Below are 14,763 nucleotides of genomic sequence, written 5' to 3'. Positions count from 1 at the left end.
GTATAAAAAATGGGGCGAGCCCGAAGCCCGCCCCACCAAAAATTATGCTGCTGCTATTAGCCCAACAGCGCCTGAGCCTTAGCTACCACATTATCAACGGTGTAGCCAAACTTTTCTAAAGCAACTGGGCCTGGTGCAGAAGCGCCGAATCTGTCAATACTGACGCTATCGCCTTCAGCACCCAAATAACGTCCCCAGCCGAAGCTAGAAGCTGCTTCAACTGCCAACCGTTTAGTAACAGCTTTCGGCAGTACCGATTCGCGGTAAGCCGCATCTTGTAAGTCGAACAATTCCCAGCAAGGCATCGAAACTACCCGCACTTTATTACCGGCAGCGCGCAATTTTTCAGCGGCATCAACGCAGAGGTATGTTTCGCCGCCGGTGCCGATTAAAATGATGTCGGGAGTGCCGCCGTCGTCGGACAAAATGTAAGCGCCTTTAGCCGTTCCTTCGATCGAACTTCCAGCCAAATTGGGCAGGTTTTGGCGAGACAAAGCCATTAAAGTTGGGCGGGTGCGGCTTTCAACTGCCACCTTGTAAGCGCCGGATGTTTCATTACCATCCGCAGGGCGCATTACCAACAAATCGGGAATTGCGCGCAGAGAAGCGAGAGTTTCAACTGGTTGGTGAGTCGGGCCATCTTCGCCCAAGGCTACGGAGTCGTGAGTCATTACGTAAATAACTCCAGCTTCCGAGAGTGCAGAGAGGCGAATTGCGCCCCGCATATAGTCAGCAAATACCAAGAAAGTGGCGCAGTAAGGAATTAAACCGCCGTGCAACAGCATACCGTTGGCGATCGCGCCCATGCCGTGTTCCCGCACGCCAAACCGCAGGTTACGACCTTCGTACTGACCTTTTTGGAAGTCTTTTTCACCCTTGAGCAAAGTCATGTTAGAAGATGCCAAGTCAGCGGAACCGCCGATCAGTTCAGGTAACACACTTGCCAAAGCATTCAAACATTTTCCAGAATGATTCCGAGTCGAATCGGCCTTATCTTCTGCCTTGTATGTCGGCAAAACTTTATCCCAACCTTCAGGAAGTTTGCCGGCAACCCTGCGCTCGTATTCTGCTGCTTCTGCAGGATATGCTGCTTTATAAGCCTCAAAAGCTTTGTGCCATTCTTGCTCAGATTGAGCGCCACGTTCGACTGCTTTGCGGAAGTGTGACAAAGCATCATCAGGAATCTCAAACGGTGCGTGTTCCCACTTCAAGAAATCGCGAGTTGCTTGCACTTCATCGCTACCCAAAGCAGCGCCGTGAGCACTGTAAGAATTGCGCTTGTTTGGAGAACCGTAACCAATGATGGTACGGACTTTAATCATGGACGGTTTGTCCGTGACTTTTTTGGCTTCTTCAATAGCTTTGTGAACTGCTTCTAGGTTAGTATCTTCGTCTAGAGCGGTATTGTCTACTGTAATAACGTGCCAGTTGTAAGCTTCAAAACGCTTGCCCACATCTTCAGTAAAGGCCAAGCTGGTGTCGCCTTCAATAGAAATGTGATTGTCATCGTACAAGGCAATTAATTTGCCGAGTCCGAGGTGTCCGGCCAAAGAACAAGCTTCGCCAGAAACGCCTTCCATGTGGCAGCCGTCACCCATGATGACATAGGTGTAGTGGTCAACAATTTTGTGGTCGGGCTTGTTAAACTTAGCCGCGAGGTGAGCTTCTGCCATTGCCAAACCGACGGCATTAGCAATTCCTTGTCCGAGGGGGCCGGTGGTAACTTCTACGCCTTCGGTGACGAAGTTTTCGGGGTGTCCGGGGGTTTTGGATTCCCACTGACGAAATTGTTTGATGTCGTCGAGGGTGACGCTATCGTAGCCGGTCAAGTACATGAGGGCGTACTGTAGCATACAGCCGTGGCCGGCTGAGAGGACGAAGCGATCGCGATTAAACCACTTGGGGTTTTTGGGGTTGAACCGCATGAACCGATCCCACAGCACAAAGGCCATAGGGGCAGCGCCCATCGGCAGTCCCGGGTGTCCTGATTTTGCTTTTTCTACCGCATCGATGGCCAAAAAGCGGATAGAGTTGATGCAGAGTTCTTCGAGTGATTGGGTTGCAACAGCCATAATTCTGGTTTTTATACGTTAAGAGAGAGTGTGTGTGGTCGATTCTGACAGAGGTGCGATGAGCCGAGTTCGATCGCTCGCATTTCTGCTGTTCAGTTTCTATGGAACTGCCGTGAGGCTGCACTACATATCATCTCACCTGTTGCGATCGACAGACAACTTATATCATTTTAGATTTTAGATTTTAGATTTTAGATTGGGCATGGTTTACTGGATATGGGTTTGGGGCACGGGCCTACAGTTGCATTTTTTTTGAAACTGGCATGAATTTTTTAATGTTTCGACCGCTTTGTGCAGTCGATCGTAAATTGTTATCGGAGATATTTCTGGGGCGAGTGCGGCTCTGTGCGATCGGGGTACGAGAGGGTGTAACTTATTATTTGGCAAATTGGCTCTCAAAGCCACCCAGTTATGATAGAGTTTGGTGTTTCTGACATCTTGCAGCTTTGTCGCGAACAGGCAAGATGCCTGTTCCACAAAGAGTGAATTTTCTTGTGGGGAGTAGGGTTGAGCTCTTCTAGCCCACCCGATCGCACGATCGCCAGAATAGTGCAAGATGTCAGATATTTGTAATTTTAATCAGGCAATAACTAATGACTCTCAGTGAAGCCGAAGTCCGCAGTCAAAAAGTAGACGAACTGCGATCGCAAGGCATAGAACCGTATCCCAGTCAATCCTACGCGCGATCGCACACAGCCCAACAAGTTCGCGAAATATTTAGTCAGCCGGGAAAAGAACTCGCAAACGGAGAAAGTGACCCCGAAGAAATTTCCCTGCGATTAGCCGGCCGCATCACTTCCAAGCGAGACAGCGGCAAAATTGGTTTCATCGATTTAAAAGACGCCACAGACAAAATTCAACTCAAAATCGAGAAAGCAATCGTCACCGGCGAAGTTGGTTTGAGCTTTGAACAAATTAAAAAATTGCTCGATGTCGGCGATTTTGTCGGCGTCGAAGGTATCGGCTGCCGCACCCCCAGGGGAGAACTTTCTATTTTAGTGAGGGAATTAAAGCTTTTATCAAAAGCTACCATTCAATTTCCCGATTCTTATTATGGAATTAACGACCCTGAAGTTTGCCGCCGTCACCGCGAAATGGATTTGGCAAGCAACCAAGATGCGCTCAACCGTTTTATGCTGCGCAGCCGCATCGTCCAAAGCATCCGTTCCTATCTGTGGCAAGCAAATTTTTACGAAATAGAAACGCCGACACTGCAAGCTATTTACGGCGGTGCTGCTGCTAAGCCCTTCATCACTCACCATAATGCTTTGGAAGTGGATTTGTATTTGCGAGTGGCTCCAGAATTATTCTTAAAAAGAGCAATTTGCGGCGGTTTCGAGCGAGTATTTGAACTAGGGAAAGCATTTAGAAATGAGGGAATTGACAGCACCCACAATCCAGAGTTTACCTCTTTAGAAGTTTACCAAGCTTATGCTGATGTTTTCGACATTTTAGGAGTTGTCGAAGACGTGATATGTTTCGCAGCGGCGGCGGTATTTGGGGATGTCAAGGAAATTGAAAATCAGGGAGAAACTATTAGTTTAGAACGCAAGTTCGACTACAGCGAAAAATATCCCGGTTTCAGCGGCAAACACTGGCAAGTGAAAACGATGGTAGAAGCTGTCAGAGACGAGTTTGGGCTGGATTTTGACAGTTTGGACTTGGAAAGTGCGATCGAATCTGCAAGCAAACTCGAACTGCACCTGTCTAAGTTAGAACAACAGAGTCTAGGCTATGTGCTGTACGCAGTTTTTGACAAATTAGTTGTTCCCAAACTAATTCAACCTACATTTATCATCGACTACCCTGTTGAAGTCAGTCCCTTAGCAAAAGGACATCGCAGCAAGCCGGGATTTGTAGAACGTTTCGAGCTATTTATCAACGGTACCGAATACTCGAACGGATTTTCAGAATTGAACGATCCGAAAGAGCAAAGAAAGCGGTTTGAGGAACAGTTGGCGCAGAAAAATGCCGGCGATGACGAAGCGCATCCAATGGATGAAGACTTTATTCAAGCGCTATCTTTGGGAATGCCTAACTGTGCGGGAATGGGCATCGGCGTAGACAGATTGGTGATGCTTTTAACTAATACTCAAAGCATCCGCGATGCGGTGATGTTCCCGACAATGCGGCCAGTTAAAGATTCGTAAAATCTTGTAGGGGCGGGTTCACCAATAACATTTAATTCCCACAAACCACCTATATAAACCCGCCCCCACCCACAAATAACCTACATCAACCTAGAGTTCGATCGAATACGAAAAATGTTCATTGCGATTTACCGTTGGGCGGGGGCGGGTTTATTTAAATCATCAATTATTGGCTAATATTGTTGTTGAACCCGCCCCTACAATTATGCAAAAAATGTGCATTGCAATTGTTTGTTGGGTGGGGGCGGGTTTATTTAGTTTGTCAATTATTGGCAAATATTGTTGTGAACCCGCCCCTACAAGCCTCACTCAATTTAACGAATTTGATCTCACCGCATAAACGAACCGACAACACCGTTCAAATCTTCAGCCAAAGGATTTCCCAAAGCCTTAAATTTCCACTCGCCGCCTTCTCGATAGACTTCTCCCATCAACATATTTAATTTTCCTTCATAAGAAGGGTCATTTGACAAGCGATAGCGAGCGATTTCTTTCCCGGCGGCATCTACAGCCCTCACAAAAGCATTTTCTACCAAGCCAAAATGCTGTTTTCTCTCTTTCCCATTGTAAATATTAACTCCCAAAATTATTTTGTGATATTGTGCTGACAAAGAGCTCAGTTTCACCAATATTTGTTCGTCATCTCCTTCTCCCTCCCCCGTGAGATTGTCGCCGGAGTGAACAACTGTTTTGTCTTGTGACTCCAAATGAGAGTAATAAATTACATCTTCTTTGTAGTTCTTTAGTTTGCCATTTTCCCCCAGCAGCAAAGCGTAGGAATCTAAGTCAAAATTGGCACCGCTGCTTCTGCCGAAAAGACCTTTTTTAGCTTGTGCAACATCCCAGCCCAAACCCATTGTCAATCTGGACAAGTCGTATTCGCTTTTGCTGAGAACGATCGATTGTCCTTTTGTCAAGTTGATAGCCATAGTTTTGTGACTCCCTAAAGTGTATTAGAACTTAAGTAAATTGGAAGATAGCAGTTGTTCAACCAGTTGTTTTATTTAACTGGATGAACTCTACTCGACTGGCACCCCTACTTAGTCTCGGAATACCAATTAAATCCAAATCCGTAGTAGCGATCGGCTTCTTCATGTCCGCCAAAGTATCTTTCCTCTTTGAGAATTACAATCTGGGAACCTGTATTCTGAATCATTGCCGCCGCACAAAAATTTCTATTGCTATCTGGATTATCGAGTTCGAGATATACTTCTTCACCGTTGCTGATTTTGAAGAACATTCGTCCCCGCACAGTTTTAAAGTCGCGAACCCCTGCGTAGATGAAACCAAAAAACATCACCCGTTTAATCAAATCAGGTCTAAAAATATACATATTTTCTCCCTCAGTCGCGCCAGTGCGGTCATCTTTATCGAGAAATATGTAGGGTGAAGACGTTTTTGATCCGAAGCATTTTCCCAAGGGTTGAATCACTCCCTTTTCGCCGTTAGCCATCTCGTACATACAACCAAGATCCAGATCGGGAGTCCCCTTTACTCCCAGGAATTTTTCCGAAAATATGCCCCGATTTTGCACTTCTTCCCAGTCGAGATTTGCGTGAACTGCAAGCAACTCAGAACTACCTGATTTACTGAGGTTTATTTTGTGCGAGTCGCCTGTTTTTTCAAGTTTTATTGCCATAGCTTGCTTAATTTTACGGCTAGCTTCATGCCTCTCTAATTTAGGCAGTTCTACTTTGTTGACTTTAGGCGGTTCTAGTGTCTTTTCTTCCAGTTTAATCTCTGAATGATACTTGTCAACAAAACTCTGCAACCCTGCTTTATATCCTTGCCCTACTGCCTGAAATCTCCAAGCTGCATCTTTTTTATACAACCGTCCGAACTCGACTGCTGTTTCTTCAGAAAAACCTTCTGTTAAATCATACCGCGCTAGTTCGCTGCCTGTTTGGCGATCGTACAATCGGATAAAAGCATTTCTGATTTGGCTAAAATTTTGATGTTTAGCTTGTGCGTCGTGAATTGTGACCACAAAAACCATTTCCTCAACAGCCGGCGTTACTTTTTCTAAGTCTACATAAATTGTCTCGTCATCCCCTTGAGTTTGACCGGTTTGATTGTCTCCCGAATGGGCGATCGCTCCGTCCGGCGACTGCGAGTTATTGTAAAATACAAAGTATCTTTCATCGGGGATTTTTCCGTCCGAACCTAATGCAAAAACCGAGGCATCGATATCACAGCTTTGCGGGTTTGAGTCGGATAAATTGAGTTGAGTTGCTATTTCCCAACCCAGGGCGATCGCAACTTTTGTTAAACTTGGAGATGTTTTAGAAAGATTAAATCTTTCACCTTTCTTTAATTGAATGCCCATCTGGTTTATCACCTCATGAGTCTGGCTGAAAATCGAGGGAAACATTCCTGCTTCCGAATTTCCCCTCGATTTATTTAGATAGGAGCGATCGACCTTTTATCAGGCATACTTATCTACAAAGCTTTGCAAGCCGGAATTGTAGCCTTGTCCTACAGCTTGGAACCTCCACTCGCCGTCTTTCTTGTAAAGTCTGCCAAACTCTACCGCTGTCTCCCTAGAAAAATCCTCGTCCAAATCGTACTTCGTGACCTCTGTGTTAGTAGTAGTGTCGTAAATCCTAATAAAAGCATTCCGCACTTGACCGAAGTTTTGCCTTCTCGATTCTGCTTCGTGGATAGTTACCACAAACACAATTTCTTGCACCGCCGGATCGACTTTGGTTAAATCGACTGTAACGGTTTCATCATCGCCAAATCCTTCTCCGGTTCTGCTATCTCCCAGATGTATTACAGAACTGTCCGGCGATTGGTTGTTGTTGTAGAAAACAAAGTATTTTTCGCCTGGGATTTTGCCAGTAGCCCCCAACATAAACACGGAAGCATCTAAGTCAAACGCTGCGCCGGTGTCTGTAGCGTTGATATCCCATCCCAAACCAATCCCGGCATTCTTCAGTCCGGGTGCTTCTTTAGAGAGATTGATTCTCCCGCCTTTTTCCAAATTAATAGACATTCGCCCTCCTATTCACAACATCACTGGCGTTACTACTAGCAATTATATCAACTGTTATAGTCAGTTGACAATTTGCTTTTGGTACTCATCTATCGATTTTCGATTTTCGATTTTGGATTTGAGATTGGATAATTGAAGAATTGACACGGAGGATGAATCCGGGGCGTGTACGCTGGATGCTTTTGGTTAAAGTAGCTTGACAAATTGCTGCTGGTACTCATCTATCGATTTTAGATTTTCGATTTTGGATTTGAGATTGGATAATTGAAGAATTGAGCCCGCGAATAAATCCGGGGGCTTTGTACCCTGAATGCTTGCGGCTACAGCAGGTTGACAATTTGCTTTTGGTACTCATCTATCGATTTTCGATTTTGGATTTTGGATTTGAGATTGTAGAATTGTAGAATTGATCCCACGGATAAATCCGGGGGCTTATATGCTGGATGCTTTTGGTTAAAGTAGCTTGACAAATTGCTGCTGATACTCATCCTCGGTCATTAGTTCTTGGGTGCTTTCCACCCTGTCTAAAAACACGATTCCATCTAAATGGTCGTGTTCGTGTTGAAAAATTCGGGCCACAAAGTCTGTCAATTCTTGTCGGTGGAGTTTGCCGTCTCTACTGGTGTATTCTATCTCGATCGCCCTACTTCTCGGCACCAATCCCCGAATCCCGGGAATGCTCAAACAGCCTTCCCAGTCTTTGACTGTCTCTGTTGACGCAGCCACAATCCGGGGATTAATCATCGCTGTGGGTTCCATGTGGGGTGCTTGGGGATACCGCAGGTTGGGGCGGGATGCGACGATGAACAGACGATCGGACTTAGCCGCTTGAGGGGCGGCAATCCCCACTCCGTTTGCCTGCTGTACTGTAAATATTAAGCTGTCAATCAACTGTTGAATGCGATCGTCCTTAATATTCTCGACAACTTGCGACGGGCGGCGCAGCACGGGATTTCCTAATTGTGAGATTTGTAATAGTTCTGCCATAGTTATTGGTTAGTCGTTATTTGTTAGTCGTTATTTGTTAGTCGTTAACTACTGACAAATAACCATTTTCTTCTTGCTTCTTGCTTCTTGCTTCTTGCTTCTTCCTTCTTCTTCCGACGGACATCGGACTGACATCCGTTACATCCGTTACACAATCCGTTGCCGAACCTTCTTCCTTCTTATCCAACTTTTTGAACCGGCAAACTTCCCGTTTTAACAGTCAAATTAACTATTTGCCCGTTGCGGTTGATTTCCATTTGCAACAGACCGCCAACCTTAGCATTTTGCACGAAATCCTGAACAGCTTCCGACTGAATAATCGGCTGATTGTTAATTTTTTGAATCACATCTCCAGCCCGCAAACCTGCCGCTGCAGCGGGAGAATTAGGAACAACGCTAACAATAGCCACACCCCGATCGACTGTAACTCGCAGGCTGCTGTTAGCGTTGCTGTTAATTTGCTCCTTAACATCCGGAGTCAGCGTCGCCATTTCAATTCCCAAATAAGCGTGTTCGACTTTCCCCGTTGAAATCAGTTCCTTCGCCACCTGTTGGGCCGCCTGAATGGGAATCGCAAACCCCAATCCTTGAGCACCTTGAATAATCGCCGTATTCATGCCAATAACTTGGCCCGAAGCATTCAGCAGCGGCCCCCCGGAATTCCCGGGATTAATTGCAGCGTCTGTTTGAATAAAACCGACCCGCTTGTCGGGTACGCCCACATCAGAGCTCGATCGCCCCGTAGCGCTAATAATCCCCGCAGTTACGGAATTGTCCAAACCCAAAGGATTGCCGATCGCGATCGCCCATTCCCCAGACAACAGCTTATCCGAATTGCCGATCGCCACCACAGGCAGAGCGTTCGCCTCAATCTTCACCACAGCCACATCCGTCACCTTATCCGCCCCCAACACCCGTCCCTGAAAGCTGCGGCCGTCCTTGAGAGTTACATTTACCGTATCGGCTCCCTCTACAACGTGAGCGTTAGTGAGAATCACGCCGTCGGCACCGATGACAAAACCCGAACCAGTGCCCCGTTCGATCCCGCCCCGGCCGCCCGAATTCGGTTCTATGCCAAAAAAATCTTCCGGCGACAGCCCTCTATTTCCCGGTTTCACCCGCCGCGAAGCATCGATCCGAACCACTGCCGGGCCAACTTTTGCCACCGCAGCCACAATAAAATTCACATTAGTCCCGTCGCCCGACAAGGAAGCAGGCGGCAACACTTTGCTAACTCGATCCTTTGTATTAGGAGGCAGTTGCAATTTCGGTTCCAGCGCCCTTTGTCCCGAATCCCCAGAATTTGCACGAAATTGAGAAACCGTCAGACGATCGCCCAACATGGCGGCCCCGGCTCCCGTTACCAGCAGCAATATGTAAATTGCCGGTTGCTTCCAAAATTTGCCAGTAGAACTCTTCATGGCCATGTTTTTAGGCTTTCCTGCCAAATCTAAATATTTCCTGAGCAGCTCCCCGATACCTGGTTTGGACTGCTGAGCCGCCAAATTTTTGGGCGATGGCGTCCCGCCCCGCAAGCTACGGCAGACTCCCTTAAACTTTAGCATCTGAGGACTAAACTCTCTAGACTGTAGAATTAATATCTTGAATGCCGATCGGCAGAGGTGAGCAGTGGACATTCCCCTCGAAAGTCTGTGGAATCAGATACTTGAACGTCTCCAGGTACAACTGAGCAGACCTAGCTTTGAGACGTGGATCAAAACTGCCAGGGCCGAACAACTCGAAAATAATTGTTTGATCGTCAGCGCCCCCAACCCCTTTGCTCGCAATTGGTTGCAAAAATATTACAGAGAAATCCTTGCCGATGCAGTCGCAGAAATTCTCGGCTATCCCGTAGACATTTACTTGACAATTGCCGGGGGAAACGAAACAGCCGGCAGCAGCGACTCCGCCATGATTTGGCCCTCCCCCATCGCCGATATCCCGGAAAGCCACTCGCTTCACCCCCCCAAACCCGCCAATTTAAACCCGAAATACGTATTTTCCCGCTTTGTCGTCGGTTCCAACAACCGCATGGCCCACGCAGCTTCCCTCGCGGTAGCCGAGTCTCCGGGCCGAGAATTCAATCCCCTATTTTTGTGCGGTGGCGTCGGTTTGGGCAAAACTCATTTGATGCAGGCGATCGGTCATTATCGCTTGGAAATTGACCCCAACGCCAAGATTTTTTACGTTTCTACTGAGAAATTTACTAACGATTTAATCGCCGCAATTCGCAAAGACAGTATGCAAACTTTCCGCGACCATTATCGCGCCGCAGATGTTTTATTAATAGATGACATTCAATTTATTGAAGGCAAAGAATACACTCAAGAAGAATTTTTTCACACTTTTAATACTCTGCACGAATCCGGAAACCAAGTAGTTTTAGCTTCCGATCGCCCGCCGCAGCAAATCCCCCGCCTGCAAGAGCGTTTGTGTTCCCGATTTTCCATGGGATTAATTGCCGACATTCAATTGCCAGACTTGGAAACTCGGATGGCAATTTTGCAGAAAAAAGCTGAGTATGAAAATATGCGGCTCCCGCGAGATGTGATTGAATACATTGCTTCTAGTTACACTTCCAACGTTCGGGAATTGGAAGGAGCTTTGATTCGGGCGGTAGCATATCTTTCAATTACCGGTTTGCCGATGACCGTGGAGAATATCACCCCGGTTTTGAATCCGCAAACTGAAAGCGTAGAGGCGACGCCAGATGCAGTAATTGCAGTTGTGGCCGAGGCTTTTGATGTTTCTGTTGAAGATTTGAAAGGCATTTCCCGCAGGCGAGAAATTAGTCTCGCCCGTCAAATAGGAATGTATTTAATTCGCCAGCATACTGGTTTGAGTTTGCCGAAAGTTGGCGAAGTGTTCGGCGGCAAAGACCACACGACTGTGCTTTACAGTTGCGACAAAATTGCTCAGTTGCGGAACACTGACCCGAATTTGGCCCAAACTTTGCGTCAGTTGAGCGATCGAATTAATGTTGTCAGCCGCAAAACTTGAGCGCCCGCCCTTCTGTCTTGGAGGCATGGGAAGCTATAAACCCGGTTTCTTCCTGAATTCCTCGCGACCAAATATCAGATTTCTTGCGAGAAACCGGGTTTATGACTTTGGCACTCCCACCCTTGATATTGCCTGTGGAAAAACCTGTGGAAAATTTGCCCTCCGTTTGTGGAAAACTTTACTCGATCGCCCGAAACAGTTTTTGCACAAAAATGGGCGATCGACCGCAACAGCTTTTCCACAAGTTTTCCACAGGTATTTATTACCTACAAGTGATTCCCAGCAAGCAGTTAGCTTCTTTTTCCACAGTTTCCACAGGGCGATCGACACAAAAATAATTCAATAAATTAAAAAATACTAAGTAGAACGGCGTAAATATTTGTAGTTGGAATGAGGCAGAAGGCAGAAGGCAGGAGGGAAGAGGGTTTCAGCCTCATTTATTTTTCTTAACACAGTTGTGTTTTTTCCCACAGACTTACTTAGCGATCCCTACACACCCAACACAGATAATTCGCGACGCGCGCTGACTTCAGAAACCCGGTTTCTACGAAGATTTCTCGTTTTTACAGGCAAAATTTTGCCTAGAAACCGGGTTTCTAGCCCCATGCTTCAGCCCTACACGCAGAAAAACCGACCCGCCGGCTTTCTGTGATACGATTTGTTTCTGTTTCAAATCCGGTTAATTAACCTTCCTACCATGAAATTGGTTTGCACCCAAAGTGACCTCAACGCCAACCTCTCGTTGGTGAGTCGGGCCGTTCCCTCCCGCCCGACACATCCGGTACTCGCCAACGTGCTCTTAGTAGCGGATGAGGAAAATCAGCGGGTTAGCTTGACAGCTTTCGATCTCAGTTTGGGCATTCGTACCAGCTTCGCAGCAGAAGTTACTGGCGGCGGCAGTTTTACCATACCCGCTAAATTGCTTAACGATATTGTTTCGAGACTCCCAGATGGAGAGATTACTTTAGAAGACGAAGCGGGGGACACCGTAGCCTATCTCACTTGCACTTCTGGCAGCTACCAAGTTAGAGGTATGGGCCCGGAAGAATTCCCAGAATTGCCCGCAATCGAAGCCGGAACAATCCTCAAATTGCCACCGGAAGCCTTGATAGAAGGACTCAAAGGAACTTTATTTGCTACTAGCCCCGACGAGGCAAAACAGGTACTTGCAGGCGTGCATTTAAAGGTATTGCAAGATTGCCTGGAATTTGCAGCTACAGACGGCCACAGATTGGCAGTAGTTCAAACTGTCAATGAAAAATCTGAAGGCGAAGAAACCGAAGAAGAATTTGAGGTGACAGTCCCCGCTAAAGCATTGCGCGAAGTAGAAAGAATGCTGGTGATGCGACAGTGGACTGAACCTGTCACCCTGCATTTTGAACACGGTCAAGTAGTGTTTGAATGGGCCGACCAGCGGCTGACAACCCGCACTTTGGAAGGGCAATATCCCGCATACCGGCAGTTGATTCCGCCCTCCTTTGAGCGCCAAATTACCTTAGAAAGGCGATCGTTCTTAGCAGCAGTAGAAAGAATTGCTGTGTTTGCAGACCAAAAAAACAATATTCTCAAATGCAGCATCGACGAGGAGAATCAGGAAATTACTTTGTCTGTAGATGCTAAAGATGTCGGCTGCGGCAAAGAGTCAATGCCCGCACAGATTTCGGGAGATAGCATAGATATTGCTTTCAACGTGAAATACTTAATTGACATTTTGAAAACTGCTCAATCCCCAGAAATTCAACTGCAATTAAACGGTGCTCTTGCTCCTGTAATTTTCCAGCCATTGGGGGGAGTCAATGCTACATTCTTGGTGATGCCAGTTCAGCTAAGAGCGTAACAGTAGGGTGCTCTTCGGCGCACGGCCGTGCGCCGAAGAGCACCCTACATACAGCGTATTCCAGGTTTGTGAAGTGTAGGGACACGGCACTGCCGTGTCCCTACGCGGAGTTGAGGATAGGCGGGCGTACTTCATAAATGTGGAATCTGCTGTAATTAGTTTCTATTTCTTCCCTCTTCCTTCTTCCTTCTTCCTTCTTCCTTCTTCCTTCAAATCAATGGCAACAAAATTTCAAATTCAGTACCTGTACCGGGAGTAGAATGCAAATTTAACTTGCCTTTATGCTTTTCCGTAACAATTTGATGGGTAATTGCCAACCCCAAACCGGTACCTTTCCCGGCGGGTTTAGTGGTGAAAAATGTCTCAAAAATCCGCCGCTGAATTTCTGGAGGAATTCCCGGCCCGTTATCAGCTATTCGGATGGCTATCCAAGCGTTATTTTGATTTTTTTCCGCTGGTTCTCGGCAGAAGTCGCCGTTTTGGCTGGCGGATGATAGCTGTTTTGCATTTTGTCGTAGCTTGCGGGGCGGGACGCCATCGCCCATAACATAATTTTGAATTAATTCCGAATTCACGCAGTCTCCGTCAGAACTGTCTATTACCTCGGTTTCAATAGTAATCGCAGGCATAAAATCTTTTTCTGCTTTTACCTCTTCCAAAGCATCGATCGCATTGCTCATGATATTCATAAATACCTGGCTCAACTGACCAGAGTAACACTTGACCAAAGGCAAATCCCCATAGTTTTTAACTACTTTAAACCCGTACTTGAGACGGTTTTTCATAATTAGCAGCGTACTGTCAATACATTCGTGGATGTTAGCTTGCTTCAAGTGGGTTTCGTCCATGTGAGAAAAGGTGTGCAAGCTGGTGACGAGTTCGGTCAGCCTTTGCGATGAAACTTTCATACTTTTGATAATTTCCACCCAATCTTGTTGCAAAAAATCAAATTCTATGTGTTTTTTTAGTTGGTCAATTTTTTCGCTGTCACCGACAATGTGTTCGTAAGCCGACAGCAACTCCATGAGGTCTTTCGAGTAGTTGGACAAAAAGCCGAGATTTCCGCTGATGCAGGTGACTGGATTTCTAATTTCGTGGGCGACTCCAGCTACCATCTGTCCCAAACTCGCTAGTTTTTCGGTTTGAATTAGTTGAGATTGAGTTTGCTGCCTCAGCAATTTTGTTGCTAGTTCGTGAATGTTGGATTGGGCTACTAACAGTTCGTGCACGTCTAGCAAACTATAAGTTTGAGGCGACACTTGAACTACAATAGGTTCGTAAAGCAGTTCTTTCGATCGCAACAGCGACTTCCTGGCTGCATCCACAATTAAAGTATTGCTGGGAAAAATTAAACTCTCAGTTTCGGCAAAGCGGTACAAAGCCCTCACTGGTCGCTTTAAAAATAATTCTCGGCCAAAAGGACGGCTGATAAATTCTAAAAATCTCCGCCGGGAAATCATACCGGCAAATTCACCTTGATGGGTCACAATGACTCCCGGTAACAGCGGATTAGCTTCTAGCATCTGAGAAATTCGCATTCCCCAATCCGTAGCTTCTACCTGAAAATCGTAAAGCGACAATTCTTGGAGAGTAGAGTCTAAACAAAGTTCTCCTAGGTCAGCCTCGGAGATGGGTGGGACTGGTCTTTCTACGCAGGAGGTATTCAACATAAATTCATCAGCACGCTTTTTTGGGGTTCTATTTGCCAGCAGACATTCAGCT

13 protein-coding genes are annotated in these 14,763 nt (G+C 46.5%); 5 read left to right on the top strand and 8 right to left on the bottom strand.

Features of this window, described 5'->3' with window-relative positions; translation table 11 throughout:
- Positions 1 to 56: 56 nt before the first annotated feature.
- Entirely contained in the window at positions 57 to 2,072 is a 2,016-nt protein-coding gene (gene tkt, locus QUA99_RS05940) for a transketolase (protein ID WP_333236678.1), read from the bottom strand.
- Between the two features lie 34 nt (positions 2,073 to 2,106).
- Here tkt and QUA99_RS05935 point away from each other — a divergent pair, with 34 nt between their 5' ends.
- Positions 2,107 to 2,253, top strand: coding sequence for a hypothetical protein (locus QUA99_RS05935; RefSeq protein ID WP_333236676.1), 147 nt, complete (start codon positions 2,107 to 2,109; stop codon positions 2,251 to 2,253).
- A gap of 412 nt (positions 2,254 to 2,665) precedes the next feature.
- The gene (gene lysS / locus QUA99_RS05930; protein ID WP_333236674.1) at positions 2,666 to 4,222 is read left to right on the top strand and encodes a lysine--tRNA ligase; all 1,557 of its coding nucleotides are present in this window, start codon (positions 2,666 to 2,668) and stop codon (positions 4,220 to 4,222) included.
- 329 nt (positions 4,223 to 4,551) lie between these two features.
- Here lysS and QUA99_RS05925 read toward each other — a convergent pair whose 3' ends face one another.
- The 6 genes from QUA99_RS05925 to QUA99_RS05900 form a co-directional block, all read right to left on the bottom strand.
- Positions 4,552 to 5,151 (bottom strand): TerD family protein, encoded by a 600-nt coding sequence (locus tag QUA99_RS05925; protein ID WP_333236672.1) that lies wholly within the window; start codon positions 5,149 to 5,151, stop codon positions 4,552 to 4,554.
- A 107-nt stretch (positions 5,152 to 5,258) separates the two neighbouring features.
- On the bottom strand, positions 5,259 to 6,593 hold the full coding sequence (locus QUA99_RS05920) for a TerD family protein (protein ID WP_333236671.1): 1,335 nt from the start codon (positions 6,591 to 6,593) through the stop codon (positions 5,259 to 5,261).
- Between the two features lie 54 nt (positions 6,594 to 6,647).
- Entirely contained in the window at positions 6,648 to 7,217 is a 570-nt protein-coding gene (locus QUA99_RS05915; RefSeq protein WP_333236669.1) for a TerD family protein, read from the bottom strand.
- A 453-nt stretch (positions 7,218 to 7,670) separates the two neighbouring features.
- Positions 7,671 to 8,204 carry a peptide deformylase gene (gene def / locus QUA99_RS05910; protein WP_333236667.1) on the bottom strand — a complete coding sequence of 178 codons (534 nt, stop codon included), beginning with the start codon at positions 8,202 to 8,204 and terminating at the stop codon, positions 7,671 to 7,673.
- A 37-nt stretch (positions 8,205 to 8,241) separates the two neighbouring features.
- Entirely contained in the window at positions 8,242 to 8,391 is a 150-nt protein-coding gene (locus tag QUA99_RS05905) for a hypothetical protein (protein ID WP_333236666.1), read from the bottom strand.
- Positions 8,384 to 9,625, bottom strand: coding sequence for an HhoA/HhoB/HtrA family serine endopeptidase (locus QUA99_RS05900; protein ID WP_333236744.1), 1,242 nt, complete (start codon positions 9,623 to 9,625; stop codon positions 8,384 to 8,386). Before QUA99_RS05900 ends, QUA99_RS05905 begins: the two co-directional genes overlap by 8 nt.
- 208 nt (positions 9,626 to 9,833) lie before the next feature.
- On the opposite strand from QUA99_RS05900, the gene dnaA reads away from it, so the two are divergent.
- The 3 genes from dnaA (at position 9,834) to dnaN (ending at position 13,041) form a co-directional block, all read left to right on the top strand.
- The gene (gene dnaA / locus QUA99_RS05895) at positions 9,834 to 11,204 is read left to right on the top strand and encodes a chromosomal replication initiator protein DnaA (RefSeq protein WP_333236664.1); all 1,371 of its coding nucleotides are present in this window, start codon (positions 9,834 to 9,836) and stop codon (positions 11,202 to 11,204) included.
- Positions 11,205 to 11,305: 101 nt separating this feature from the next.
- Positions 11,306 to 11,542, top strand: a complete 237-nt coding sequence (locus QUA99_RS05890; protein ID WP_333236662.1) for a hypothetical protein — start codon at positions 11,306 to 11,308, stop codon at positions 11,540 to 11,542.
- Between the two features lie 359 nt (positions 11,543 to 11,901).
- Entirely contained in the window at positions 11,902 to 13,041 is a 1,140-nt protein-coding gene (gene dnaN, locus QUA99_RS05885) for a DNA polymerase III subunit beta (RefSeq protein WP_333236660.1), read from the top strand.
- A 209-nt stretch (positions 13,042 to 13,250) separates the two neighbouring features.
- Here the strand turns inward: dnaN and QUA99_RS05880 are convergent, their stop codons facing one another.
- Positions 13,251 to 14,711 carry a HAMP domain-containing sensor histidine kinase gene (locus QUA99_RS05880; RefSeq protein ID WP_333236658.1) on the bottom strand — a complete coding sequence of 487 codons (1,461 nt, stop codon included), beginning with the start codon at positions 14,709 to 14,711 and terminating at the stop codon, positions 13,251 to 13,253.
- Positions 14,712 to 14,763 lie beyond the last annotated feature (52 nt).

The sequence above is a fragment of the Microcoleus sp. F10-B2 genome, assembly GCF_036704965.1.
GTDB lineage: Bacteria > Cyanobacteriota > Cyanobacteriia > Cyanobacteriales > Microcoleaceae > Microcoleus.
Note: the sequence above shows the minus strand (reverse complement) of the source record. Positions and strands in the feature narration are given on the sequence as shown.

Coding starts and splice junctions, on each gene's coding strand:
- tkt (WP_333236678.1), bottom strand. CDS start 2,072: ATGGCTGTTGCAACCCAATCACTCGAAGAACTCTGCATCAACTCTATC.
- lysS (WP_333236674.1), top strand. CDS start 2,666: ATGACTCTCAGTGAAGCCGAAGTCCGCAGTCAAAAAGTAGACGAACTG.
- QUA99_RS05925 (WP_333236672.1), bottom strand. CDS start 5,151: ATGGCTATCAACTTGACAAAAGGACAATCGATCGTTCTCAGCAAAAGC.
- QUA99_RS05920 (WP_333236671.1), bottom strand. CDS start 6,593: ATGTTTCCCTCGATTTTCAGCCAGACTCATGAGGTGATAAACCAGATG.
- QUA99_RS05915 (WP_333236669.1), bottom strand. CDS start 7,217: ATGTCTATTAATTTGGAAAAAGGCGGGAGAATCAATCTCTCTAAAGAA.
- def (WP_333236667.1), bottom strand. CDS start 8,204: ATGGCAGAACTATTACAAATCTCACAATTAGGAAATCCCGTGCTGCGC.
- QUA99_RS05900 (WP_333236744.1), bottom strand. CDS start 9,625: ATGAAGAGTTCTACTGGCAAATTTTGGAAGCAACCGGCAATTTACATA.
- QUA99_RS05890 (WP_333236662.1), top strand. CDS start 11,306: ATGACTTTGGCACTCCCACCCTTGATATTGCCTGTGGAAAAACCTGTG.
- dnaN (WP_333236660.1), top strand. CDS start 11,902: ATGAAATTGGTTTGCACCCAAAGTGACCTCAACGCCAACCTCTCGTTG.
- QUA99_RS05880 (WP_333236658.1), bottom strand. CDS start 14,711: ATGTTGAATACCTCCTGCGTAGAAAGACCAGTCCCACCCATCTCCGAG.